This is a genomic window from Kitasatospora sp. NPDC088548, assembly GCF_044753005.1.
Lineage (GTDB): Bacteria > Actinomycetota > Actinomycetes > Streptomycetales > Streptomycetaceae > Kitasatospora.
Genome location: NZ_JBIVMI010000016.1, coordinates 39,562 through 64,330, shown reverse-complemented (window position 1 = coordinate 64,330; position 24,769 = coordinate 39,562). Strand labels below are relative to the sequence as shown.

The window sequence follows — 24,769 nt, the reverse complement described above, 5'->3', positions numbered from 1 at the left end:
GGCTCCTGGTCGGGAGCCGGTGGTTCTGGTGGTGGTGCGGGGCCGCGGTCCGGCCCCCGGCCCGTGCTGCGGGGCACGGGTTCAGGCCTTGGTCCGCCGGCGGCCGGGGCGGCGGGTGGTCCTGGTCTCGGTCTCGCGGGCCTCGGCGGCTCTGGCCTGTTCGATCTCGGCCTGCTGGGCGAGGCGGGTCTCGCAGTGGTCGAGCCAGCGGATCTCGGCCTCGGTCTGGAAAATGAGCTGTTCGAGGACGAGCAGCCAGGCGAGGTCGGCGCCGGGGCTGGTGGACCGGCCCTGGCTTCCGGCGTTTCCGGGGCGGGTCTCGCCGGCCAGGGCGCGGCCCTTGAGCCGGGTGTAGTCCTGGAGGGCCTTGATGCTGTGGCGTCGCTGGCCCTGGACGACGGCGGGCACGTCCACCCCGGGGACGGTCACCGCCATGGCGAGCTTGATCGCCAGTTCGTCGCGCGGCGGGTTGGTCCGGGGCACCGGGGTGTCGAACCAGGCCCGCAGTTCGGCCCGGCCGGCCTCGGTGACGGCGTAGAACTGGTGCCCCTCCTCGTCCTCCCCGGCGGGCTCGACCAGGCCGTCGCGCTCCAGGCGGGACAGGGTGGTGTAGACCTGGCCGACGTTGAGCGGCCAGGTGGCACCGGTGCGCGCCTCGAACTCGGTGCGCAGCTGGTAGCCGTAGCGGGGGCCCTGGTCGAGCAGGGCGAGCAGACCGTGACGGATGGACATACCGAGTATGTATACCCGGTATGCCCGGTGGCCTCAAGCGGCGCCCCCTCCCCCGGCGAGCGGGTACCGTCGTGCGGTGTGAGCCAGTTGCGCATCGCCACCTTCAATCTGCTGCACGGTCAGCCGCTCGCGGCGGACGGCACCCCGCTGCCCTACCCGGCCGACCCCGGAGGGCCGTTGGCGGAGGCGGTGGCCGCGCTGGACGTCGACGTGCTGGCCCTTCAGGAGGTGGACCGGCACCAGTCGCGCTCGGGCGGCGCCGACCAGGCGGCCGTCGCCGCCAAGGCGATGGGTGCGGCCGACTGGCGGTTCGCGGCGGCGCTGCACGGCCGCCCGGCGCCGGTGGCCGGCTGGCTCCCGGAGCCGTCCGCCCCCGAGTTCCAGGTGTACGGGCCGGGCGAGGTCGGCGACGGCGCCCCGCCCTCGTACGGCACCGCGCTGCTGACCCGGCTGCCGGTCCGCCACTGGCGGGCCCGCCGGTTCGCCCCGGCGCCGTTCGGGCTGCCGCTGCGGGTGGCCGGGCGGCGCGGGCTCACGCCCGTCCCGGACGAGCCGCGGGCGGCGGTGGCGGCGGTTCTGGAGGGCGAGCGGGGGCCGTTCACGGTGGTGGCCGCGCACCTGTCGTTCGTCCCGGGCTGGAACATGGCGCAGCTGGCCGGGATCCGGCGCTGGATCGCCGACCTGCCGGGGCCGTACCTGGTGCTGGGCGACTTCAACCTGATCGGCGCGGTGCCCCGGACGGTGCTCGGCGGGGCCACCGCGCTGGACCGGACCGCGCCCCGGGCGCGGGTGCGCGAGCTGCGGGCGGCCCGCCGGGCCCGGCCGCGGCTGGTGGAGCCGCGCCGGCGGCGGGTGCGCGAGCCGCGGGCGCGGCTCCAGGGCTGGCACGACCTGGCGCGCACGCCCACCTATCCCTCGCACCGGCCGGCCGTGCAGTTCGACCATGTGCTGGCGGTGGGCGTGCCACGCACCGCGGTGGGTCCGGCGGCCGCACCGCGGGCGGCGGTCTCCGACCACCGGCCGCTGGTGGTGGCGGTGTCGCTGTAGTCCCAGGAAGCTACCGCCGGGTCAGCAGCCCGTTCTGGTGCGGCAGCTGGGCTCCGGCGGCCGGCGGGGGATCGTACTGGAGCAGCAGCATCGCGGCGTCGTCCCCGAGCTGGCGGCCGACGTGCCGGACGACGTCCTCGTGCAGCCGCCGCAGGACCTCGGCGGGCCGGCCGTCCGCGTGCCGCGGCAGCCGGTCGGCGAGCGGGTAGAAGGCGCCGGAGCGGTCCCGGGCCTCGATGACGCCGTCGGTGAAGAGCAGCACGCGGTCCCCCTGGAGCAGCGGGACCCGGTGCACGGGCGGCCGGACGTCGGCCGGGTCGAGGACGCCGAGCGGGGGCACCGTCTCGGCGAGCTCCAGCGGCCGGACGGGCTCGGTACCGCGCAGCAGCAGGGGTGAGGGGTGGCCGCAGTTGACGATCTCGGCGGTGCCGTCGGGCCGGACGCCGATCAGCACCAGGGTGACGAACTCCTCCTCCACACCGGGGTGGTCGTTCTCGTGCAGCGCGCGGTCGAGGCTGACGGCGAGCCAGCCGGCCACCCGGTCCAGCGCGGACTCCTGGTGGGCGGCCTCGCGGAAGGCGCCGAGCACGGCGGCGGCGGTCTCCACCGCGCCGAGCCCCTTGCCGCGCACGTCACCGACCACCGCCCGGACGCCGTGCCGGGTGTTGACCACCTCGTAGAGGTCTCCGCCGATCCTGGCGTGGGCGGCCGCGGCCTCGTAGTGGACGGCGGCGCGCACCGTGCCGACCCGTTCGGGGACGGGCCGCAGCAGTACCCGGCGGGCGATGGAGGCGACCAGCTGGGCGTCGGCGAGCGCCTCCTCCTGGCGCAGCCGCAGGGTCGCGCTGACCCAGCCGATCGCGGCGACCAGGAGGATGGCGAAGACGGTGGCGCTGTGCACGGACTCGCCGAGCACATCGTTGTGGAAGGCCATCAGGAAGGCGCCGGCCTCGGTGCAGGCGCCGATGGCGAGCGGGTACCAGGTGCGTCGGCTGACCACGGCGGCCAGCGCGGGGACGGCGGTGAGGGCCGGTTCGACCGTCACCGCGGTGTTGCTGATGTAATCGAGGACGACGACCAGCGTCATGCCGATGAACGGCAGCGCGAGCGCCGTTCTCGGCCAGGTGCCGGTCGCACCGGCCGCGGGCCCCGGGGCCGGCCCGGCGAACCGCTCTCTGATCCATCCGGTCGCGCTCAACTTCGGTCTCTCCAGCAGAAGACGCCGATGCCGGGGGCACCTGCGGCGATGACTGAGGGTTAGGGAATGCGGGCCTCGCTGGCGGCCGGAGCACGGGGGTTGACCGGTTACCGACCCCACAATAGGCGCGAAACGTGCACGACGCACAGGTTTCGCGCGATGCCGTGATGACTTGACTGCTCTCTGTGACTCATTCTTCACTGTTCCCGATCAGGAGCCGTTCCAACTCTTTTCGGTCGGGAAGTCCTGCGGGTTGTTCGATCCGGCCGCTGCGGACATACAGGAACGACGCCGTGACCTGCTCCAGTGGAACGCCCAACTGTTCGGCCCAGGCGACCCGGTAGACGGCGAGCTGGAGCGGGTCGGCGGTCTCCTCGCGATGGGTCTTCCAGTCCACCACTTCGTAGCGTGACGCCGCACCGGATTCTGACCGGCCGTCACCTTCACGATAGACCGCGTCGATCCGGCCGCGCACCACCCGGCCCGCCAGCACCAGCTGGAACGGCGCCTCGACCCGGTACGGCGTCCGGTGCGCGTACGGGGTGCGCAGGAACGCCTCCTTGAGGCGCTCCAGGTCCTGCTCGTCCTCGATCCCGTCGTCGTCCGCGCCCGGCAGCGCGCCCGGCCCGATGAGCAGCAGCGGCTCGATCCTGGCCTGCACCCAGGCGTGGAAGCGGGTGCCCCGGCGGGCGGCGGGCTGCGGCGGGCGCGGCATCGGGCGGGCCAGGTCGTGGGCGAAGCCGTCCGGATCGGCGGCCAGCCGCAGCAGCTGGGTGGCGGAGAGCGCGGGCGGCAGCGGCACCTCCCGGACGCCACGCCGGGAGCGCTCCAACTCGCCGAGCAGCGCGGTGAGGTCGCGGTCCCAGGACTCCACCTGGCGGCGGTCCTCGACGCCCATCGGCTCCGGCTCCGGGGCCGGCTGCCCGGCCAGCCGGCGGCGGACCACCTCGGCGACCCGGCGGCGGGCGTGCTGGGCGGCCGGGTCCAGCGGCAGCGGCCAGGGCCGTTCCACCGGGGCGGCCAGCGCGGGGTTCTCCGCCCCCTTGGCGGGCTGCTCCGCCCAGTGCTCGGTCTCGCCCGCGCCGGGCCGCTCGCAGTGGGCGCGCAGCGCCTCCAGGAAGGCGGACGGGCCGCGGACGGTCTTCTGGGTCGGCCCCCACCAGTGGCCGGAGGCCAGCAGCAGGGAGCGCGGCCGGGTGAAGGCGACATAGCCGAGGCGCAGCTCCTCGGTGGCGGAGTGCTCGGCGAGCTGCTGCCTGAACGCGGTCATCGACTTGCCGGTCCAGCCGCCGCGGACGTCGGGCAGGGTGGCCGCGTCGCCGCGCAGCGCGTGCGGGAGCACCCGTTTGGTGCTGGTCCAGCGCTCGCGCGGGGCCGAGGACGGGAACGCCCCCTTGACCAGGCCGGGGACGGCGACGACGTCCCACTCCAGGCCCTTGGACTTGTGGGCGGTGAGCACCTTCACGGTGTCCTCGCCACCGGGCAGGCTGCTGTCCAGGCCGCGCTCGTACTGCTGGGCGGCGCGCAGGAAGCCGAGGAAGGCCGGCAGGCCCGGGTCGCCGTCCAGGTCGGCGAAGCCCGCCGCGACGTCCAGGAAGGCGTGCAGGGTCTCCCGGCGGCGGGCGGCCAGGGCCTTCGGCGAGGCGGCGAGTTCGACCTCCAGGCCGGTGACCGCGAGCACCCGGTGCAGCACGTCCATCAGCGGCTCGGCGAGCGAGCGGCGCAGCTCGCGCAGCTCCCGGGCGAGGCGGGCGAACCGCACCCGGGCCTCCGGGGAGAACGGCAGTTCGTCGGGCTGGTCGGCGTCCAGGAAGGTCTCCAGCGCGTCGGCGAGCGAGACCACCTCGGTGGGGTCGGTCTCGGCGACGGCGGCGGCCAGCGCCTCCACGCCCTCGGGCCGGGCGGTGCGGACCAGGTCGGCGGCGCGGCGCCCGAGCAGGGCGAGGTCGCGGGCGCCGATCCGCCAGCGCGGGCCGATCAGCAGCCGGACCAGCGCCGCGTTGGCGGTCGGGTCCTGCAGCACCTCGCAGACCGCGACCAGGTCGGCCACCTCGGGCAGTTGCAGCAGTCCGCCGAGGCCGACCACCTCGACCGGCACCTCGCGGGCGACCAGCGCCGCGTGGATGTCGGGGAACGCCGCGCCGCCCCGGCAGAGCACGGCGATCCGGCCGGGCGCGGTGCCGGTGCGCACCAGGTGGGCGATCGAGTCGGCCAGCCAGTCGATCTCGGCGGCGTGGGTGGGCAGCAGCGCGGCCCGGACGTATCCGTCCTGCTCGGCGCCGGGCGCCGGGCGCAGCGCCTCGACGCCCGCGTGCATGGCGCGCAGCGGCGCGGCCAGCTCGTTGGCGAAGGCGAGCAGCCGGCCGCCGCTGCGGCGGTTCTCGCTGAGCGCGTACCGGGCGGCCGGGGTGCCGCCGGCCTTCGGGAAGTGCCGGGGGAAGTCGTCCAGGTTGGCGACGGAGGCGCCGCGCCAGCCGTAGATCGCCTGGCAGGGGTCGCCGACGGCGGTGACGGCGTGGCCGCCACCGGCGCCGTCCGGGCCGGCGCCGAAGAGCCCGGCGAGCATCAGCCGCTGGGCGACGGAGGTGTCCTGGTACTCGTCGAGCAGGACCACCCGGAACTGGCCGCGGAGCAGTTCGCCGACCTCGGGCCGCTGCTGGGCGAGGCGGGCGGCGGCGGCTATCTGGTCGCCGAAGTCCATCAGCCCGGCGGCGGCCTTGCGGCGCCGGTACTCCTCGACCAGGCGCAGCAGTTCCAGCCGGGCCCGGGCGGTGCCGGGGACGGCCCTGAGGTCGTCGTTGGTGAGTTTGGCGGTGGCCAGGGTGTCGAGCAGTTCCTCGTCGTACGCGCGCAGGGCGGCGGGCTCGACCAGGTGCTCGGCGAGTTCGCCGTCCAGGGCGGTGAGGTCGGCGACCAGGTTGGCGAAGGTGCCGGTGAGCGCCGGGAAGGGGCCGCGGGCGGTGCGCAGCACCTTGGCGGCGAGCTGGAAGCGGGTGGCGTCGGCGAGCAGCCGGACGTCGGGCTCGATGCCGATCCGCAGGCCGTGCTCCTTGAGCAGCCGGCCGGCGAAGGCGTGGTAGGTGGAGATCTCGGGTTCGCCGAGCGGCTCCTCGTCCGGTTCGGCGACGCCGGCGCGCAGCAGGGCGGCGCGGACGCGTTCGGAGAGTTCGCCGGCGGCCTTGTTGGTGAAGGTGAGGCCGAGCACCTCCTCGGGCCGGACGGCGCCGGAGCCGACCAGCCAGACCACGCGGGCGGCCATCACGGTGGTCTTGCCGGAGCCGGCGCCGGCCACGATGACGGCCGGTTCCAGCGGGGCGCCGATGGCCGCCATCTGCTCCGGGTTGAAGGGGATGCCCAGCAGGTCCTTGAGCTGGTCGGGGCGGCTGAGCACGGCGGTCACCCCCCAACGCTAACCGGACGGGCGGACAGTCCCTCACCCGAACGGCCCCGGCGCTCCCCGGCCGGTTACTCGACGAGCTGCGCGCCGTCCCGCTGGGCGGAGCAGCTGCGGCGGAACGAGCACCGGTCGCAGCCGCTGCCGGTCTGCGGGACGAAGCGTTCGGCGAGGACCCTTCCGGCGGCGTCGGCGAGCAGGTTCTCGATCCAGGGCTCGCCCTCGGGCGGGTCCTGCCGCTGCACCTTGGGCGCGTCGGGCAGGGCCTTGGCGGACGGCTCGCGCAGGTGCACCAGTTCGGCGCCGCCGGTCTGCGGCGGGTGGTCGTCGAAGCCGGGCAGTTCGTTGAGGGCGCCGGCCCGGACGGCGAGCTGGTAGACGGCGAGCTGCTTGTGCTCGGGCAGCGACTTGTCGGTCGGGATCTGCTTGCCGGTCTTGAAGTCGACCACGTAGGCGCGCCCGGCGTCGTCCTTCTCGACCCGGTCCATCGAGCCGCGGATGCGTACCGAGACGCCGCCGACGTCCAGGCTGACGTCGAAGCCGTGCTCGGTGGCGACGAGATCGCGGCCGCGTTCCAGCACGTGCCAGTTGAGGAAGCGCTCCAGGGCGGCGCGGGCCTCGGTCTTCTCCTGCTGGGACTTCCAGGGGGCGTCGAAGGCCAGCGCGTCCCAGACCGTGTCCAGCCGCTCCATCAGCACGGCGAGGTCGGCGGGGGTGCGGCCGGAGCCGACCTCGTCGGCGAGGGCGTGCACCACGTTGCCGAAGCCCTGGGCGGCGGAGCCGGCGCCGCGCGCCTTGACCTCCTTGTCCAGGAACCACTGGAGCGAGCAGTTCTCCAGCTGTTCCAGGCCGCTGCCGGACAGCCGCACCGGCAGGCCGGCGTCGCGCAGCGGGTCGGGGGCGGCGGTGGCGTCGTCCAGGCCCCACCAGCGTTCGGGGTGGGCGGCGGGGACCAGTGGCAGGCCGTCCTCGTCGGCGGCGGCCGCGAGGGTGGCGAGCCGTTCGGCGGCGGCGCGGCGCAGTTCCGGCGAGCGGGCCGGGTCGACGGTGACCGCGCGCAGCTCGGCGACCAGCGCGGGCACCGAGAGCGGGCGGCGCGGACGGTGGGTGATGTCCTCGACGGTGACCTGGGGGGTGCGGCGCAGCACCCGGCCGGTTCTGGGGTCGAGTTCCTCGCGGTAGAGCTCGCGCAGGAAGCGGGAGGGTTCGTCGCCGTCCTCGGCGGGCGCCTTGACGGCGGTGACGATCAGCCGTTCCCTGGCCCGGGTGGCGGCGACGTAGAAGAGCCGGCGCTCCTCGCCGAGCAGGGCGGCCGGGGAGAGCGGTTCGGCGAGGCCGTCGCGGCCGATCCGGTCGGCCTCCAGCAGCGAGCCGCGGCGGCGCAGGTCCGGCCAGAGGCCGTCCTGGACACCGGCGACCACGACGAGGCGCCATTCCAGTCCCTTGGAGCGGTGGGCGGTCATCAGCCGGACGGCCTCCGGGCGGACGGCCCGCACGGTGAGGGTGTCGGCGGCGATGTCCTGGGCCTCCAGCTCGGCGAGCAGGTCGAGGGCGCCGCGGTGCCCAGTGACCTGTTCCTCGGCGCGGGCGGCGGTCTCGAACAGGGCGCAGAGCGCGTCCAGGTCGCGGTCGGCGTTGCGGCCGGCCGCGCCGCCGCGCAGGGCGGCCCGTTCCAGGCGTTCGCGCCAGCGCCGGCTGCCGTCCCAGAGGTCCCAGAGGGCCTCCTCGGCGGTGCAGCCGCCGGCCAGCCGTTCGCGGACCTTGCGCAGCAGGGTGCCGAGGTCGCGGGCGCGGCGGGCGTAGGCGGGGTCGAGGGCGACGAGGCGCTCGGGCTCGGCCAGGGCCTCGCGGATCAGTTCCTCGGCGGGGCGCAGCGCGGCGGCGGGCAGGTCGGCCGCGCGCAGCACCGCGCGTTCCTCCTCGCGCAGGGCGCGGCCGAGGCGGCGCAGGTCGGAGCCGTCCATGCCGCCGAGCGGGCCGGTGAGCAGGGTGTGGGCGAGCTCGGTGGTGAGGGGGTCGGCGGTGTGGAGGTCGGCGGTGGTCTCCTCCTCGTGGTCGTGCCGGTCCCGGGCGGCCTGCCGGACCGCCTGCTCGGCGCAGACCCTGAGGGCGAGCAGCAGCTGGGCGACGGCGGGTTCCTCGCGCAGCGGCAGGTCGTCGCCGTCGATCTCCAGCGGGACGCCGGCCGCGCTGAGCGCCCGCCGGACGCCGGGGATGGAACGGCCGCCGGCCCGGACCAGCACGGCCATCTCGCCCCAGGGCACGCCGTCCTCCAGGTGGGCGCGGCGGAGCAGGTCGGCGATGGAGTCCAGCTCGGTGCCGGGGGTGGGGTAGGTGTAGACCTCGACCCGGCCGCCCTCGCGGGAGGGCAGCAGGGCGCGGTGCTGGGCGAGCTTGTCGGCGGGCAGCCGGCCCATCGGCATCCGCCGGGCGAGTTCGCGGGAGGCGGCGAGCAGGACGGCGCCGGAGCGGCGGGAGACCCGCAGGACCTTGACCTCGGCGGGGCCGCCGTCGGCCCGCCGGAAGGCCTGCGGGAATTCCAGGATGCCGTTGATGTCGGCGCCGCGGAACGCGTAGATCGACTGGTCGGGGTCGCCGACGGCGACCAGCTCCCGCCCGCCGCCGGCCAGCCGGCGCAGCAGCCGGACCTGCGAGGGGTCGGTGTCCTGGTACTCGTCGACGAAGACGGCCTCGTAGCGCTGCCGCAGGTCCTCGCCGACCTCGGCGCGTTCGGCGAGCAGCACGGCGCGGTGGACGAGTTCGGCGTAGTCGAGGACGCCGCGCAGGTCGAGGACGTCCAGGTAGTCGGCGAGGAAGTGCGCGGCGGCGGCCCAGTCGGGGCGCTGGACGCCCTCGGCGAAGCGGCGCAGCTCGTCCTCGCCGAGGCCCAGTTCGCGGCTGCGGGCGAGCACCGCGCGGACCTCGTCGGCGAAGCCGCGGGTGGTCAGGCAGGCGCGCAGGTCGAGCGGCCAGCCGATCCGGCCGCCCGTGGCGGGGCCGTCGTCGGACGCGGCGAGGCGGGCGTCCTCGGCGCCGCCGGCCAGCAGCTCGCGGACCATGACGTCCTGCTCGGGGCCGGAGAGCAGCCGCAGCGGCTCGGCGTAGTCCTGCGGGTCCTGGTGGGCGCGGAGCAGGGCGTAGCAGAAGGAGTGGAAGGTGGTGGCCTGCGGGGCGGCGGCCGAGGCCCCGAGCCGGCCGGACATCCGGTCGCGGAGCTCCATCGCGGCCTTGCGGCTGAAGGTCAGGACCAGGATCCGCTCGGGGTCGGTGCCGCGTTCGATCCGCCGGGCGACGGCCTCCACCAGGGTCGTGGTCTTGCCCGTCCCGGGCCCGGCGAGCACCAGCAGCGGGCCGCCCGTGTGCTCGACCACGGCGCGCTGGTACTCGTCCAGCACGGGCGGGGCGGGCTGGGCGAGGGGGCTGCGCACCAGACGGTAGGGGGAGGTCACGGAGTTCCTGGGGGTTGTGCTGCGGGCAACGTCGGACGGGCCCGCCCGGGGCCCGCCCGTATCGAGCCTACGATCCTGCCCCGTCATTCCCGTCCGCGCACCCGGTTCCGGGAAGGTCCGGGGTCACCGGCCGTCCCAGCGGGCCCGCTTCAGGTCGACCCGGGGCGGGTCGGCGAGTTCGCGCAGCGGGGTGCCCTCCTCGCCGTAGTGGGCGAGGGCGCGGTGCTCGTGGCCGGGCAGGAACCGGCCGTCCGCGCGGATCACCCGCCACCAGGGCACGGCGCCGCCGTAGAGTGCCATGACCCGGCCGACCTGGCGGGGTCCGCCCTGGCCGAGGTATTCGGCGACGTCTCCGTAGGTCATCACCCGGCCGGGTGGAATCCGCTCGGTCAGGTCGAGCACCAGTTCGGCGAAGGGTGGCAGCGCGTCGTGGCCGCCGTCGTCGGTAGCGTCCGTCACCTGCGGCATTCTTCCCCATCCGGGCGCCCGGGAGGTCCGTCGTGGACGATCCGCCGCGCCCGATCCGCCCCCTGTCCAGCACGGGGCGCCGAGGCATGCCACCATCTTCGGGGCGGTGAGTGGTGATACGAGGACAAGACCAGATGACCGGGACGGCTGACGTGGGCGTGGACGAGGACTCCGACGAGTCCGCCGACGCCGTGCCCGCACGTCCCGGCGGCGAAAGCGCCGCCGAGCCGTCACCGGAAGTCTCCCTGATCAAGGACCGGACGATCAAGACCCCCCAGCCGACCGGCCCCGAGGCCGGGCTGCCCGGGCCCGCACCCGAGCCGACGACGACCGGTGTCCCGGCCCAGCAGCCCGCCCCCGGGCCGGCGCCCGCACCGTACGAACCGGCCGGGCCGCACGGGCCGCACGAGCCGTTGGACGACACCCCGCACCTGGACGTGGACGAGCCGCTGCTCGCCGCCCGGGCGCACCGCCCGTCCGATCTGATCCGCTTCCTGGCCGGCGTCTTCGGCATCGTCGCGGTGTTCGTCCTGGCCGGCGTCGCGACCTCGACCACCACCGGCATCGAGCTGGACATCGCCTCCAACGCGCCCCGGTTCTCCCCGGTGCTCTCCACCATCACCGGCCTGGTCTCCAGCGTCGCGGTGCTCGCCGTCCCGCTCGCCTTCGCGGTGGAGCGGCTGATCAAACGCGACGGCCTGCGGGTCGCCGACGGTGTGCTCGCCTCGGTGCTCGCCTACGGCGTCTCGCTGGGCATCGACTGGTGGGTCGCCGAGGGCGCCTCCGATCACATCCGGGACGCCCTCACCAGACTGCCGCTGGACAGCAACGGCACCCTCACCGACCCGGTGCACGGCTATCTGGCGCCGGTGATCGCCTATATGACCGCGGTCGGCATGTCGAGCCGGCCGCGCTGGCGGGTCGCCCTCTGGGTGGTGGTGATCTTCAGCGGGATCACCGAGCTGCTCGGCGGCTACACCACCCCGCTGTCCCTGCTGCTCACCGTGCTGATCGGCTGGTCCGTCGCCTACGGCACGCTGTACGCGATCGGCTCGCCGAACATCCGGCCCACCGGCCAGCACCTGATGATCGGCCTGCGCAAGGTCGGCTTCACCCCGGCCAGCGCCCACCGCGCCCCCGACGCGCCCGGCGGCACCCGCCGCTACTACGTCGCCCAGCAGAGCGGCCCGCCGCTGGACGTCCACATCATCGACCGCGAGCAGCAGGCCTCCGGCTTCTTCTACCGCGCCTGGCGGCGGCTGCGGCTGCGCTCGGTGGCCGTCCGCCGCAGCCCCCAGTCGCTGCGCCAGGCCCTGGAGCAGGAGGCGCTGATCGCCTACGCGGCGGCCGCCTCGGGCGCCCGCGCCCCGCAGCTGGTCGCCACCTCCGAGCTCGGTCCGGACGCCGCGATCCTGGTCTACGAGAACGTCGAGGGCCGCATCCTGGACGACCTCGGCGAGGGGGAGGTCACCGACCAGGTGATGGCCTCGCTCTGGGAGTCGGTCGCCGCCCTGCACGAGCGCCGGATCGCCCACCGCCGGCTCACCGGCGAGTCGCTGCTGGTCGTCGACGAGAAGGCGGCCTGCCTGGTCAACCTCTCCGGCGGCGACATCGCGGCCACCGATCTGACGCTGCGCATCGACATCGCCCAGCTGCTCACCACCTTCGCGCTGCGGATCGGCCCGGAGCGGGCGGTCGCCACCGCCAACGCCGTCCTCGGCGCCGAGCGGGTGGCGCAGGCGCTGCCGCTGCTCCAGCCGGTCGGCATGAGCCGCTCCACCAGGGTCGACCTGAAGAAGCTCACCAGGGAACGCAAGGCCGCCGCCCGGGCCCGGGCGCTGGAGCAGGTCGCCGCCGGCGAGCGCACCCAGCAGCAGGCCGAGGAGGACATCGCGGCGGCCGGCGAGGACCTGCTCAGCCGGCTCCGCGGCCAGATCCTCCAGATCGCCCCCGAGGCACCGACCGAGACGGCCAAGCTGGAACGGCTCAAGCCGAAGAGCCTGATCATGGTGATCGCGCTCACCTTCGCCGCCTATCTGGCCCTGACCACCATCAAGCCGGCCCAGCTCAAGCTCTCCCAGATGGACTGGGCCTGGGCTGCGGTGGCCCTGGCCGGTGCCGCGTTCAGCTACGTGGCCGCCTCGATGAGCCTGACCGGGTTCGTCCCGGAGAAGCTGCCGTTCCGGCGCACCGTCGCCGCCCAGCTGGCCGGGTCCTTCGTCAAGCTGGTCGCGCCCGCCGCGATCGGCGGCATCGCGCTGAACACCCGCTATCTGCAGAAGGCCGGCATCCGCTCCGGCCAGGCGGTCGCCTCCGTCGGCGCCTCCCAGCTGGCCGGGCTGGCCGGGCACCTGCTGCTGCTGTTCAGCTTCGGCCTGATCACCGGCAGCCAGACCAACGGCGACCTCTCCGCCTCCCGGGCGGTGATCATCGGGGTGCTGACCGCCGCCGTGCTCGCCCTGGTGGTCGCGGCCGTCGCCCCGCTGCGGCGGTTCGTGCTGAACCGGCTGCGCTCGCTGTTCTTCGGCGTGGTGCCCCGGATGCTCGACCTGATGCAGACCCCCAGGAAGCTGATCACCGGCTTCGGCGGCATCCTGCTGCTGACCCTGTCGTTCACCGCCTGCCTGGACGCCTCGGTGCAGGCCTTCGGCGGCAGCATCAGCTTCTCGGCGGTCGCGGTGGTCTTCCTGACCGCCAACGCGGCCGGTTCCGCGATCCCCACACCCGGCGGGATCGGCCCGGTGGAGGTGGCCCTGATCAGTGCCCTGACCTTCGCCGACGTGCCGGCCGCGGTCGCCACCCCGGCGGTCTTCCTCTACCGCGCGCTGACCTTCTGGCTGCCGGTGCTGCCCGGCTGGATCTCCTACAACGTGCTCCAGCGCAAGGGCGCGCTGTAGGTCCGCGCATGCGAAAGGGCCCGCCGGGAACGGCGGGCCCTTCGCGCGTCAGGCCTGGTACGGCAGGCCTAGTAAACCGGCTTGTGCGGCTCGATCTGGCTCACCCAGCCGAGCACGCCGCCGCCGAGGTGCACGGCGTTGGCGAAGCCGGCCGCCTTCACCACGGCCAGCACCTCGGCCGAGCGCACGCCCGACTTGCAGTGCAGCACGATCTTCTTGTCCTGCGGCAGCGACTCCAGGGCGTCGCCCATCAGGAACTCGTTCTTCGGGATCAGCACCGCGCCGGGGATGTTGACGATCTCGTACTCACCGGGCTCGCGGACGTCGATCAGGAAGATGTCCTCCTTGTCGTCCTGCCACTGCTTGAGCTGCTTCGAGGTGATCGTCGAACCGGCGGCGGCGGCCTGCGCCTCCTCCGACACCACGCCGCAGAAGGCCTCGTAGTCGATCAGCTCGGTGACCGTCGGGTTCTCGCCGCAGAGCGCGCAGTTCGGGTCCTTGCGGACCTTCACCTGGCGGTAGGTCATCTCCAGGGCGTCGTAGATCATCAGCCGGCCGACCAGCGGCTCGCCGACCCCGGCCAGCAGCTTGATCGCCTCGGTGACCTGGATCGAGCCGATGGAGGCGCAGAGCACGCCCAGCACGCCGCCCTCGGCGCAGGACGGGACCATGCCGGCCGGCGGGGCCTCCGGGTAGAGGCAGCGGTAGCACGGGCCGTGCTCGGCCCAGAACACGCTCGCCTGGCCGTCGAAGCGGTAGATCGAACCCCACACGTACGGCTTGCCGAGCAGCACCGCGGCGTCGTTGACCAGGTAGCGGGTGGCGAAGTTGTCGGTGCCGTCGACGATCAGGTCGTAGCCGGAGAAGATCTCCATGACGTTGTCGTTGTCAAGGCGCTCCTCGTGGAGGATCACGTTGACGTAGGGGTTGATCTCCTTGACGGAGTCCCGCGCCGACTCGCCCTTGGAGCGGCCGATGTCCGACTGGCCGTGGATGATCTGCCGCTGGAGGTTGGACTCGTCCACCACGTCGAACTCGACGATGCCGAGCGTGCCGACACCGGCCGCGGCCAGGTACATCAGCGCGGGCGAGCCCAGGCCGCCGGCGCCGACACACAGCACCTTGGCGTTCTTCAGCCGCTTCTGCCCGGCCATGCCCACATCGGGGATGATCAGGTGGCGGGAGTACCTGCGGACCTCGTCGACGGTGAGCTCGGCGGCCGGCTCGACCAGGGGTGGCAGCGACACGGGGACTCCGATGGTCGTCGGTTCAGGTGGCCTGGGCCAACCTCTTGTGGCTTGTTGCTCCGCCACCGAGGTGGCTCTGCTACGCCAACAGTGTCATGCCGCCCCGGTATTCCGAGACAGCTCGTCCGACTGGCGAGACGGGCGGCACCGGATGGTGGGACCGCCCGCCGGCCCCGGGACCCAGCAGGTCCGGGGCCCCGCGAAAGGGCCGCGGAAGAGCCGCGGCGGGCCGCCCGGCCCCGGCCGCCGCCCCGGACCGGCCCGCGCTCAGACCCGGCAGGCCGTCTCCAGCCAGACGTCCCCGAGCGACTCCTCCAGCGGCACCTGCGTCCGCCAGCCGAGACGGTCCCGGGCGGTCCGGACGTCCGCCTGCCGCCACGGCACCGGCTCGCCCGCCGGACCACGCCCCTCGGCCGGCCGCGGCTCCGGCGCCCGGTGGCCCGGCAGATGGTGCCCGGGCAGGTGGTCGGCCGGTCCGGCGGACTGCGCGGGCAGCAGCATCTGCCGGTTCTCCTCCAGGACCGTCCCCTCGAAACCGGCCGCCCGGACCAGCAGCTGCGCCGCGTCCCGGGCCCGGACGGCGTGCCCGCTGCCGATGTTGATCACCCCGGTGGCCGCCGACACCGCCGCCGCCTGGATCGCCCGGGCGACGTCCCGGACGTCCACGAAGTCCCGGTAGCCGGACAGGTCCGGCATCCGCACCTGGGACTCCTCCCGCTCCAGCGCCCGGCGCAGGCCCTCGGCGAGCCGTCCGAACAGCGAGGCGGTCGGCGCGCCCGGACCCACCACGTCGAACACCCGCAGCACGGCCGCGTCCAGCCCGGAGGCCAGCACCAGCTCCGTCCCGGCGAGCTTGGACACCCCGTACGGGCCCACCGGGCGCGGCTCGGCGCTCTCCGCCACCGGCACACCGCCCGGCACCGGCCCGTACTCCGCCGCCGAGCCGACGTGCACCAGCCGGGCCGGCTCCCGGCTGCGCCGGATCGCCTCGCAGACGGTGGCCACCGCCAGCGTGTTCGCCCGGATCAGGGTGCGCGAGCTGCCGTAGGTGGCGCCCGCGCAGTTGATCACCACCTGGGGCGCGACCGCGTCCAGGAACCGGGCCAGCGCGCCCGGACTGCCGGTGGTCAGGTCGAAGCGGATGTCGGCGGAGTCACGCCGGCCGAGCACCGTCACCTGCAACTCCTGGTCCATGAGCAGACGATCGGTGACCCGACGGCCGATAAAGCCGTCGGCGCCCAGCAGCAGCACCCTCATCGGGGGTGTCCTTCCACGAAGCGAGGTCGGTACGACCTGGCGGACAGAATGAACAACAGGACAGTGGATCGGTGGCGGCACCGGCGCGGGCCCGGTCAGCGGTGCGAGCCGGCCCGGCCGCCGAGCGGGCCGGCCCGGCCCAGCGCGAGCAGCGCGAGCCAGAGCGCGGGAGCGGCGAGCGCGCCCGGCGCGGCGGCCGGCCGGTACCCGGTGGGCCGGGCGAACGGGCGCGGACGCTCCCCGGCCCCGCCGTCGGCCCCGGCCGCCGGGAAGGCCGGCCACCGCGAGACCGGCTCCGGGCAGATCTCGCGGAACGCGCCGACCACCCGTTCCACGGCGAAGCGTTCCTGCGCCCTCAGCCGCCCGGCCGACCCCGGCCGGGACCCCCGCTCCTCGTCCCGCGGCAGCGCCGGGCAGGCACCCGCCGGCGCGTCCGGATCCCGGGGCGGGACCAGCGGCCCGGTCGGCCCAGCCGCCTCGCGTGCCACCCCCACACCGGCGGGGACCACCGCCCGACCGCTGAGCATCGCGTCCGCCGGCAGCCGCGGACCGCGCGGGGCGAGCGCCGAGAAGACGACCACGGTGCCACCCTCCCAGGCCCGCGCCGACGATGCGGGCCGTCCGGCGAATTCCACCGCCCCGGCCACTCCCGGCCGGCCGGGAGTGGCCTCGCGGTGCGCCCGGTGGCCGGGCGCCGTCTCCTCACCGTGGATCACCGGCCGCGCCGCGGGCCGCCCGGCCCGGACCCGGGCGAAGGCGTACGGCATCGGCTCGGCGTCCCGGCCCGCCCCCGGCGCGGGCAGCGCCGCCGCGCCGCCGCCCTCCACATGGCAGAGGCCCACCGCGGCCAGGCCGCCGGAACCACGCCGGGAATACGGGCGGGCACCCTCGGTGAGCAGGGCTATGCGCACGGGAGACCTCCAGAGCAGAGCGGGATCGACGGATTGCTTGAGCGGCCTGGGCGGCCACCCGGAATGGCCCCGCGACCGGCCCGGGAACAGCCCGGGGCCGAGGGGCCCGGTCGGCCGGCGGCATCGCGGCCCGGCCGGGGTGCCGCCGGCCGGCGGGGCGGCCGCCCGGCGGTCACCTCCGACCCGCCGTCACCCTGCGTACGGCCGCCCTCCGGATCCTCCGGCTGCCGCGACGCCCCCACATGTGTTCGGTCCGACAGCAGAAAGGTAGGACCGGCCCCCGGCGATCCATCGGTCACATGCCTGGCTGCCACCTGAACGAGTGAACCCGCGTGACCTCGCCCGGGCCGGGGCGTTGGGGCTCTCCCGCTCCGGGCGGGTCAGCCGCGCCCGAGCAGCTCCCGGACCGCGCGCGCCACCTGCTCGGGGTGCTCCATCATCGCCACGTGCCCCGAGTCCGGCAGCACCAGCAGCCGGGCGTCCGCGAACGCCGCGCAGGCCCGCCGCGCCGAGCGGTAGGAGACCAGCTTGTCCCGCAGCCCGTACACCAGCAGCACCGGCACCCGCACCTGTTCGGCCTGCCGCCAGAGCGACTGGTCGCCGCGCTCGGTGTAAGCCGAAACGATTCCGCGCGCCGACCCGGTCAGCGCCCGCATCGCGTACGGCACCGCCAGCCGGCTCCGGTACTCGGCCACCGCCGCGGCCCGGGCGGCCTCGGACAGGCCGTCCGGGTCTCCGTAGACCAGCCTCAGCAGTTCCTCGGTGGCGGCCTCGGGGGCCCGCCCCTTCGACGGCAGCCGGCGCAGCAGCGCGGGGACCCCGGGCACCGCGAGCAGCCCGGTCGGCCAGGCCGTGCGCTGCGGCGGCAGTTCGGGCAGCGCGGGCGAGATCAGGGTGAGGCTGCGCACCAGGTCGGGGCGGAGCGCGGCGAGCCGGACGGCGACGGCCCCGCCCAGCGAGTTGCCGAACAGGTGCACCGGACCGCGCCCGGCCGCCTCCAGGTGGCCGATCACCGCGCGGACGTGGCCGGAGACGGTCAGGTTGCCGTCGGCCGGCGGAGCGGACCGGCCGAAGCCGGGCAGGTCCACGGCCTCACCGTCGACCAGGCCGCCGAGGCGGTCCATCAGCGCCGTCCAGTTGGCCGCCGAGCCGCCGAGCCCGTGCACGAAGAGCGCCGGCTCCCGCCCGTCCGCGCCACCACCGTCACCGCCGGGCCGGTGCGCCGCCGGCACCGGACCGGGGACCTCGACCGTGCGGAGCGGCCCGGGCCGCCCTGCCTCCGTCCGTACCTGCTGCTCAGCGCTGCTCATGGTGGACGATGGTAGTGAGACGCCACCCCGCGCCCCCGGGCCCGGGCCGCCCTCCCGTCCGACGTCACACCACTGCCGTCAGCCGTGGTCAGCGCCGTATTGTGGGCTCCTGACAAGGGGGCTCGGTGCTTTTCTCACGCTCGCCAAGCGCGAAGGCGGTTACCGAAAAGTAGAATCGGTCATCTTGCCAGCCCCGAACAACCCGTGAAGTGAGGAGCGCCGTGACGGCCATCCAGGAGGCGCAGGAGCGCCCGCGCGGTGCCCGCCTGCCGCGAAGCGCCCGCCGTGAACAACTGCTCGGTGCCGCCCAGGAGGTGTTCGTCGCGCAGGGTTACCACGCGGCCGCCATGGACGACATCGCCGACCGCGCCGGGGTCAGCAAGCCGGTGCTGTACCAGCACTTCCCCGGAAAGCTGGAGCTCTACCTGGCGCTGCTGGACAAGCACTGCGACGCCCTGGTCGAGTCGACCCGCGCGGCGCTGGCCGCGACCACCGACAACAAGCAGCGGGTGGCCGCGACCATGGAGGCGTACTTCAACTACGTCTCCAGCGAGTCCGGCGCCTTCCGGCTGGTCTTCGAGTCGGACCTGACCAACGAACCGGCCGTGCGCGAGCGCGTCGAGCGTGCCTCGGACGCCAGCGCGACCCTGGTCAGCAAGGTGATCCAGGAGGACACCGACCTGCCGGAGGCCGAGTCCAAGCTGCTCGCCGCCGGGGTCTGCGGCCTGGCCCAGATCACCGCCCGCTACTGGCTCTCGCAGGGGCTGGAGATCCCCCGCGACGAGGCGGTCCGGCTGGTCGCGAGCCTGGCCTGGCGCGGTCTGAAGGGCTTCCCGATGCATCCCGTCGCCGAGGCCGCGGAGGCGGCGGGCGAAGAGCGGTGATGCGCTGACCTTCGCCTCGGCGCTGATCGTGTGCTCTATGGTGAAGCCGTACGGCGCGGTCGTCGCGAACGCTTGTCCCAGGCGGTCCGGTGCCCGTGCGTGGATGGCTGCAACCCCGGAGGGACGGAAGCCGTGGAGGTCAAGATCGGCGTGCAGAACGCGCCGCGCGAGATCGTGATCGAGAGCTCGCAGACTGCCGAAGAGGTCGAGAGCGCGATCGCCAAGGCGCTGGAGGGCACCTCGAAGCTCTTCTCGCTGACCGACGAGCACGGCCGCCGCGTCATCGTCCCGGCCGAGCGCCTGGCGTACGTGGAGATCGGCGAGTCGGCGGCCCGCAAGGTCGGGTTCGGCACCAGCTGAGACGCTGCCCGGTGCCCCGCCCCCTCACCGAGGGGGCGGGGCACCGCTGCGTGTACGGCCGGGTCATCAGGGGTAGGGCGACAGTGCGGCCGTCCGCACGCCGCACCCGCACCCCGGGAGGCAGCCTTGCTGGTCGAGTCGATCGCCTTCGTCCTCATCGGCCTGATCGTCGGCTCGGCCGCGCTGCTCGCACTGCCCGCCCACTTCCCGGCCGGCCGGGGGCTGACGATCGGGACGGCGCTGGTGGCGGCCCTGGTCAGCGGGGTGATCACGCACTTCACCCTGAACGGCGGGTACCCGGCGGTGACGCTCGGCGTCTCGGCCGTCGTCTCCGCCCTGCTCACCTCGGTACTGGCCCGGCCCGACCTGGCGGCCGGGCGGGCGCCGGCCCACCGGCACCGCCCCCACCGCCCGGGCGCGCACCGCGCGCAGCGGCGCCACCGGCCTGCCTGACGGGGCGCGGTCTCAGGAGGCGAGGCCCAGCGCGGCCATCCGCTTGGTGTGCGCCTCGGTGATCCGGTTGAACATCTTGCCGACCTCGACCAGGTCGAAGCCCTGCAGCTGCACACCGCCGACCAGCAGGTTGGAGAGCGCGTCCCGCTCCGCGACCACCCGCTGGGCCTGGCTCAGCGCCTCGCCCATCAGCCGTCGGCCCCAGAGCGCGAGCCGGCCGCCGGCCCGCGGGTCCGCCTCGATGGCCTGGCGGACCTTGTCGACGGCGAACTGGGCGTGCCCGGTGTCCGACATCACGCCGAGCACCAGGTCGCGGGTGTCGTCGTCCAGCCGGACGGCCACCTCGCGGTAGAAGTCGGTCGCGATCGCGTCGCCGACGTAGGCCTTGACCAGGCCCTCCAGCCAGTCCGAGGGCGCGGTCATCCGGTGGAAGAGCTCCAGCGGCTCGACGAACGGCCGCATCGCCTCCTGCGGGTCCGCGCCCACCTCGGCGAGCCGGTCGTGCAGGCGCTGGTAGTGCTGGAACTCGGCGGAGGCCATCCGGGCCAGCGCCGCCTTGTCGGCGAGGTCGGGCGCGAGCTTGGCGTCCTCGGCGAGCCGCTCGAAGGCGCTCAGCTCGCCGTACGCGAGGGCGCCGAGCAGGTCCAGCACGGCCGCCCGGTATCCCGGATCGGCCGAGCGGGCCGCCCAGTCCCCGATCGAACCGGCCGCGTCGTCCTGCGTCTCACCATGGGTCTCCATGACCTGCCACCTTAGTCCGGCCCGCCCTGCGGTACACGTCTCCGGCCGCCGCCGCGGGCTCCCCGGCCCGGCCCCGGACCCCCCCGCGCCGTACCCGCCCCCGGTCGCCCGGGCCGGCCGCCGGCGCCTCCGCCCCAGGACCACCACCGAAAAGTTCCGCCCCGGACACCCCCCGCTCACCCCGATGTCAGAAGCGTCACGTGTTCGAGTCGTCGCGTGACTGTATGGTGGTAGGGAGGCCCGTAGTGCTCGCACGGTGTCACCGCCGTCTCGGTGCGCCGGGCAAGCCCGCTCCGTAACGGCACCGTCCATCAGGACGTGTCCGTACCGGAAGCCGGGTACTCACGTACGCGGATGCCCGGTCGGAGAGCCGATCGGCTCCGACCATGGCTTGGACTTCAAGCCTTGGCACCGCATCAGTGGCCGAGCGAGGGCCGCCGCGGACCGCGCCGCCAGGCGAAGGTCCCGCGCAGGTCCCTCACGGGAATCCTCCCCGACGCCGCCGGCGACGCGCCCCGTACCGGGCCGCGCGGACCGGCCGGCCGCAGGGACCGGCGCGGTTGTGCGTCCGCGCAGCTGTATTCAGGGCCGTCCAGGCCCGTACGCAGCCGCGCGGCTGCCCGCCCGCCGCTCGCTCTCGGCCCCTCCCACACGGAAGAGGCAGCACCCTGTCCACCACCGCTGAACCCATCAAGACGACGTTCCGGGATCTGGGGATCCTCCCGGAGACCGCCGAGGCGCTCGAGTCCGTCGGCATCGTCCATCCCTTCCCCATCCAGGAGATGACCCTCCCGGTCGCGCTGACCGGTCACGACGTCATCGGCCAGGCCAAGACCGGCACCGGCAAGACGCTCGGTTTCGGCCTCCCGCTGATCGAGCGGGTCGTCGTCCGGGCCGACATCGACGCCGGCCGGGCCACCGAGGAGCAGCTCTCCGAGTCCCCGCAGGCGCTGATCGTCGTCCCGACGCGTGAGCTGTGCACCCAGGTCACCAACGACCTGCAGACCGCCGGCAAGGTGCGCGACGTCCGCGTGCTGGCCGTCTACGGCGGCCGGGCGTACGAGCCGCAGGTCGAGGCCCTGAAGAAGGGCGTCGACATCGTCGTCGGCACCCCGGGCCGTCTGCTGGACCTCGCCGGGCAGAAGAAGCTGAACCTGTCCACGGTCCGCGCGCTCGTCCTGGACGAGGCCGACGAGATGCTCGACCTGGGCTTCCTGCCCGACGTCGAGAAGATCCTCACCATGCTGCCCGCCAAGCGGCAGACCCTGCTGTTCTCGGCCACCATGCCGGGCCAGGTGATCAGCCTCGCCCGCCGGTACATGAACCAGCCGACCCACATCCGGGCCGCTGCCCCGGACGACACCGGCCACACCGTCGCCAGCGTCGACCAGCACATCTTCCGGGCGCACTCGCTCGACAAGGTGGAGATGGTCTCGCGCATCCTGCAGGCCGACGGCCGCGGGCTGGCGATGATCTTCTGCCGCACCAAGCGCACCGCCGCCGACGTCTCCGACCAGCTCACCCAGCGCGGCTTCGCGGCCGGCGCGGTGCACGGCGACCTCGGCCAGGGCGCGCGCGAGCAGGCCCTGCGGGCGTTCCGCAACGGCAAGGTCGACGTCCTGGTCTGCACCGATGTCGCCGCCCGCGGCATCGACGTCGAGGGCGTCACGCACGTCATCAACTACCAGTGCCCCGAGGACGAGAAGACCTACCTGCACCGGATCGGCCGCACCGGCCGGGCCGGCGCCTCCGGCACCGCCGTCACGCTGGTGGACTGGGACGACATCCCGCGCTGGCAGCTGATCAACAAGGCGCTGGACCTGTCGTTCAACGACCCGGAGGAGACCTACTCCACCTCGGCGCACCTGTACGAGCTGCTGAAGATCGCCCCGGGGACCACCGGCGTGCTGCCCCGCTCCGAGCGGACCCGCGCCGGCCTGGGCGCGGAGGAGGTCGAGGACCTCGGCGAGACCGGCGGGCGCGGTTCGCGTTCGGCGGCCGGCCGGGGCCGTGGCGGTAACGGCGGCGGTAACGGTGGCGGTGGCACCCGGGGCGGCTCCGGCCGGACCGGTACGGCCACCGCCGAGGCCGTCGAGGAGAAGCCGGCCCGCCGCACCCGTGAGCGCCGGCGCACCCGTGGCGGCTCCGCCGTCGAGGGCGACGCGGTGGTGGAGAGCCCGGCCGGCGCCGCTTCGGCGGTCGAGGCCCCGGCCGCTCCTGCCGTCGAGGGCGCCGAGGGCGAGGCCGCTCCGCGCCGCCGCCGTCGCCGCCCGCGCGGCACCGCCGCCGCCGGCGAGGGCACGGCCGTCACGGTGACCGAGGCGCCCGCCGAGGCTCCGGCCGCCGCGGTCGCCGAGGAGAAGCCGGCCACCAAGCCGCGGACCCGCAGCCGGGCCAAGGCGAAGGCCGAGACCGCCGTCGAGGCCGCGCCCGAGGCCACCGCGGACGCCCCGGCCGAGGCCGCCGCCCCGCGCCGCCGCACCCGCACCCGCCGCCCGGCCGCCGCCACCGAGGCGACCCCGGAGAGCTGACGCACCGCCCCGGAGGGGACGGGCCGGTCCGCGACCGGCCCGTCCCCTTCGGCGTTCCCCGCCGCGCCGGGCCCGCCGGGCAGGCCCTAAGCTCGGGTTACCGGCCAGTCGCATGCCCCTGAGGAGATCCGCCCATGAGCACGCCGCCGTTCCTCACCCTTCCCTCCTGCGCGCGTGCGCTGCGGATCGCGACCGCCCGCGGGGAGTTCGCCGCGCTGCGGGCCGAGCCGGCCGGGGAGGTGCGGGGGGCGGCGCTGCTGGTGCCCGGCTTCACCGGCAGCAAGGAGGACTTCATCGCGCTGCTGGAGCCGCTGGCGGCGGCCGGCTACCGGGTGACCGCGGTCGACCAGCGCGGCCAGTACGAGACCGGCGGTCCCGACGACCCGGCCGTCTACGCCGTGTCCGCGCTGGGCGCGGACGTCCGGGCGCTGTCCGCGGCCCTGCTGGCCGAGGGCGGCCCCGGGGGCGGACCGTTGCACCTGCTCGGCCACTCCTTCGGCGGCCAGGTGGCCCGGGAGGCCGTCCTGGGGGCCGGGGCGGGCCCGCTGCCGTGGCGCTCGCTGACGCTGATGTCCACCGGACCCGGCCCGATCGAGCCGGGCGAGGCGGCGCGCACCAAGCTGCTGATCGACGTGCTGCCGACGATGAGCCTGGAGGAGATCTGGCAGGTGCTCCAGCAGTTGGAGGAGGGCGCCGGCGACCGGGAGCGGCGCCCGTCCGCGGAGGTCGCGGAGTTCCTGCACCGCCGCTGGGTGGCCAATGTGCCACAGGCGCTGAGCACCACCGGTGCCCATCTGATCTCCGCGCCGGACCGGGTGGACGAGCTGGCCGCGACCGCCGCCGTCCTGCCCGCCCTGGTGCTCTCCGGCGTGCGGGACTACGCCTGGCCGGTGCCGGAGCAGACCCGGATGGCCGAGCGGCTGGGCGCCCGCCGGGTGGTCGTCGAGGACGCCGGGCACTCCCCCAACGCGGAGCGGCCGGCCGCGACCGCCGAGGCGCTGCTGGACTTCTGGGCCTGAGCCCGCCGGGGCCCGGACCGGACCGGTCTGGACCACTCGTGACCACTCCGGGCCCTCCGTTGTTCGATCAACTTCGGGCGGCACAGAGGACAAAATTCGTTAGTTGCGGTAATATTTGATTCTGTCCGGGAATCATCGTCGACATCGACGTCGGCGCGAGTCAGCCGAAACCAGGACTTTACGGACGGGCAACGGCCCGGTAGCACCGCCACGTCACCGTGGTTCATGAGGCACCAGACGCACTTGGCAAGCAGGGGGGAGCCCTTTGCCGCAGCAGATCGTCGACCGTTCGACCCGACAGATCGCACAGATCCGACCGATGCGACGGATCCGACAGTCCCCGAGTGGGCTGATATCGAGTCAGCCACGACCGCCCCGCCCGACGGGGCCAGGAAAGGAGAGGCCCATGCGCTTCGAGATCCTCCGACTGGACGACGCCCACGGTGGCGCCACCAACCCCCTGATCGCCGATGCCGAGACCGTCCGCGAGGTCGTCCAGGCCGCCGCCCACACCGGCGAACGCCTGCTGATCCGTCCGTGCCCGACCGTCTGACCCAGCGCGGCGCCTCCGACCGGGAGCCCTCACCCGCCGCCGAAGAGCCGGGAGCGTCCGATCCCGACGTTCCGATACCCGACTGACGCCCTGTCACCGCAACCGACGATGACGGGGCGTCAGTGCGTCCGGGGCCGCCCCGCTCCGTCCACCGGGCGCGGACCGGCCGACGTTTGCCGCCGCCCGCCGCTGGACATCCCCTAGCGGGAGCCGCCCACGCCGCGCCGGCCCGGGCGCCCGCCAGCGACAGGTGCCGCCGAGCCCTCCGTACGGGTGATCGTCCTTGACGCGGCGGTCCGGAGGGAGGAGCGTTGTCGG

The 24,769-nt window shown here is 74.8% G+C and carries 17 protein-coding genes and 1 pseudogene; 8 read left to right on the top strand and 10 right to left on the bottom strand.

Features of this window, described 5'->3' with window-relative positions:
- Positions 1-81: 81 nt before the first annotated feature.
- Positions 82-732 (bottom strand): PadR family transcriptional regulator, encoded by a 651-nt coding sequence (locus tag ACIP82_RS21120; RefSeq protein WP_363610909.1) that lies wholly within the window; start codon positions 730-732, stop codon positions 82-84.
- Positions 733-810: 78 nt separating this feature from the next.
- Between ACIP82_RS21120 and ACIP82_RS21115 the strand changes: the two genes are divergently transcribed.
- Positions 811-1,779, top strand: coding sequence for an endonuclease/exonuclease/phosphatase family protein (locus ACIP82_RS21115; RefSeq protein WP_400655138.1), 969 nt, complete (start codon positions 811-813; stop codon positions 1,777-1,779).
- Between the two features lie 10 nt (positions 1,780-1,789).
- Here the strand turns inward: ACIP82_RS21115 and ACIP82_RS21110 are convergent, their stop codons facing one another.
- From ACIP82_RS21110 to ACIP82_RS21095, 4 genes are all read right to left on the bottom strand, one after another.
- Positions 1,790-2,977, bottom strand: a complete 1,188-nt coding sequence (locus tag ACIP82_RS21110) for a PP2C family protein-serine/threonine phosphatase (protein ID WP_400655136.1) — start codon at positions 2,975-2,977, stop codon at positions 1,790-1,792.
- Between the two features lie 190 nt (positions 2,978-3,167).
- Positions 3,168-6,377, bottom strand: a complete 3,210-nt coding sequence (locus ACIP82_RS21105) for a UvrD-helicase domain-containing protein (protein ID WP_400655134.1) — start codon at positions 6,375-6,377, stop codon at positions 3,168-3,170.
- 65 nt (positions 6,378-6,442) lie between these two features.
- Positions 6,443-9,907 carry an ATP-dependent helicase gene (locus ACIP82_RS21100; protein ID WP_400655132.1) on the bottom strand — a complete coding sequence of 1,155 codons (3,465 nt, stop codon included), beginning with the start codon at positions 9,905-9,907 and terminating at the stop codon, positions 6,443-6,445.
- A 36-nt stretch (positions 9,908-9,943) separates the two neighbouring features.
- Entirely contained in the window at positions 9,944-10,288 is a 345-nt protein-coding gene (locus ACIP82_RS21095; RefSeq protein ID WP_400655130.1) for an MGMT family protein, read from the bottom strand.
- Between the two features lie 134 nt (positions 10,289-10,422).
- Between ACIP82_RS21095 and ACIP82_RS21090 the strand changes: the two genes are divergently transcribed.
- On the top strand, positions 10,423-13,185 hold the full coding sequence (locus ACIP82_RS21090; protein ID WP_400655128.1) for a flippase-like domain-containing protein: 2,763 nt from the start codon (positions 10,423-10,425) through the stop codon (positions 13,183-13,185).
- A 68-nt stretch (positions 13,186-13,253) separates the two neighbouring features.
- Here ACIP82_RS21090 and moeZ read toward each other — a convergent pair whose 3' ends face one another.
- From moeZ to ACIP82_RS21070, 4 genes are all read right to left on the bottom strand, one after another.
- On the bottom strand, positions 13,254-14,432 hold the full coding sequence (gene moeZ / locus ACIP82_RS21085) for an adenylyltransferase/sulfurtransferase MoeZ (RefSeq protein WP_363610895.1): 1,179 nt from the start codon (positions 14,430-14,432) through the stop codon (positions 13,254-13,256).
- A 267-nt stretch (positions 14,433-14,699) separates the two neighbouring features.
- Positions 14,700-15,689 (bottom strand): NAD-dependent epimerase/dehydratase family protein, encoded by a 990-nt coding sequence (locus ACIP82_RS21080; RefSeq protein WP_363610893.1) that lies wholly within the window; start codon positions 15,687-15,689, stop codon positions 14,700-14,702.
- A 95-nt stretch (positions 15,690-15,784) separates the two neighbouring features.
- Positions 15,785-16,600 (bottom strand): hypothetical protein, encoded by an 816-nt coding sequence (locus ACIP82_RS21075; RefSeq protein WP_400655125.1) that lies wholly within the window; start codon positions 16,598-16,600, stop codon positions 15,785-15,787.
- Positions 16,601-16,980: 380 nt separating this feature from the next.
- Entirely contained in the window at positions 16,981-17,910 is a 930-nt protein-coding gene (locus ACIP82_RS21070) for an alpha/beta fold hydrolase (RefSeq protein ID WP_400655123.1), read from the bottom strand.
- A gap of 221 nt (positions 17,911-18,131) precedes the next feature.
- On the opposite strand from ACIP82_RS21070, the gene ACIP82_RS21065 reads away from it, so the two are divergent.
- From ACIP82_RS21065 to ACIP82_RS21055, 3 genes are all read left to right on the top strand, one after another.
- The gene (locus ACIP82_RS21065; RefSeq protein ID WP_363610887.1) at positions 18,132-18,794 is read left to right on the top strand and encodes a TetR/AcrR family transcriptional regulator; all 663 of its coding nucleotides are present in this window, start codon (positions 18,132-18,134) and stop codon (positions 18,792-18,794) included.
- Positions 18,795-18,926: 132 nt separating this feature from the next.
- Complete coding sequence (locus ACIP82_RS21060) at positions 18,927-19,154, top strand: DUF3107 domain-containing protein (protein WP_363610885.1); 228 nt, start codon at positions 18,927-18,929, stop codon at positions 19,152-19,154.
- 126 nt (positions 19,155-19,280) lie between these two features.
- Complete coding sequence (locus tag ACIP82_RS21055) at positions 19,281-19,607, top strand: hypothetical protein (protein ID WP_363610883.1); 327 nt, start codon at positions 19,281-19,283, stop codon at positions 19,605-19,607.
- Positions 19,608-19,619: 12 nt separating this feature from the next.
- On the opposite strand, the gene ACIP82_RS21050 is transcribed toward ACIP82_RS21055, so the two are convergent.
- Positions 19,620-20,348 carry a ferritin-like fold-containing protein gene (locus tag ACIP82_RS21050; RefSeq protein ID WP_363610881.1) on the bottom strand — a complete coding sequence of 243 codons (729 nt, stop codon included), beginning with the start codon at positions 20,346-20,348 and terminating at the stop codon, positions 19,620-19,622.
- Between the two features lie 668 nt (positions 20,349-21,016).
- Between ACIP82_RS21050 and ACIP82_RS21045 the strand changes: the two are divergent.
- From ACIP82_RS21045 to ACIP82_RS21035, 3 genes and pseudogenes are all read left to right on the top strand, one after another.
- Positions 21,017-22,861 (top strand): annotated as a pseudogene (locus ACIP82_RS21045) (DEAD/DEAH box helicase); the annotation flags it as partial.
- A gap of 152 nt (positions 22,862-23,013) precedes the next feature.
- The gene (locus ACIP82_RS21040) at positions 23,014-23,898 is read left to right on the top strand and encodes an alpha/beta fold hydrolase (RefSeq protein WP_400655120.1); all 885 of its coding nucleotides are present in this window, start codon (positions 23,014-23,016) and stop codon (positions 23,896-23,898) included.
- A 406-nt stretch (positions 23,899-24,304) separates the two neighbouring features.
- Entirely contained in the window at positions 24,305-24,451 is a 147-nt protein-coding gene (locus tag ACIP82_RS21035) for a hypothetical protein (RefSeq protein ID WP_363610875.1), read from the top strand.
- Positions 24,452-24,769 lie beyond the last annotated feature (318 nt).

Coding starts and splice junctions, on each gene's coding strand:
- ACIP82_RS21040 (WP_400655120.1), top strand. CDS start 23,014: ATGAGCACGCCGCCGTTCCTCACCCTTCCCTCCTGCGCGCGTGCGCTG.
- ACIP82_RS21090 (WP_400655128.1), top strand. CDS start 10,423: ATGACCGGGACGGCTGACGTGGGCGTGGACGAGGACTCCGACGAGTCC.
- ACIP82_RS21080 (WP_363610893.1), bottom strand. CDS start 15,689: ATGAGGGTGCTGCTGCTGGGCGCCGACGGCTTTATCGGCCGTCGGGTC.
- ACIP82_RS21100 (WP_400655132.1), bottom strand. CDS start 9,907: ATGACGGGGCAGGATCGTAGGCTCGATACGGGCGGGCCCCGGGCGGGC.
- ACIP82_RS21050 (WP_363610881.1), bottom strand. CDS start 20,348: ATGGAGACCCATGGTGAGACGCAGGACGACGCGGCCGGTTCGATCGGG.
- ACIP82_RS21120 (WP_363610909.1), bottom strand. CDS start 732: ATGTCCATCCGTCACGGTCTGCTCGCCCTGCTCGACCAGGGCCCCCGC.
- ACIP82_RS21095 (WP_400655130.1), bottom strand. CDS start 10,288: ATGCCGCAGGTGACGGACGCTACCGACGACGGCGGCCACGACGCGCTG.
- ACIP82_RS21070 (WP_400655123.1), bottom strand. CDS start 17,910: ATGAGCAGCGCTGAGCAGCAGGTACGGACGGAGGCAGGGCGGCCCGGG.
- ACIP82_RS21035 (WP_363610875.1), top strand. CDS start 24,305: ATGCGCTTCGAGATCCTCCGACTGGACGACGCCCACGGTGGCGCCACC.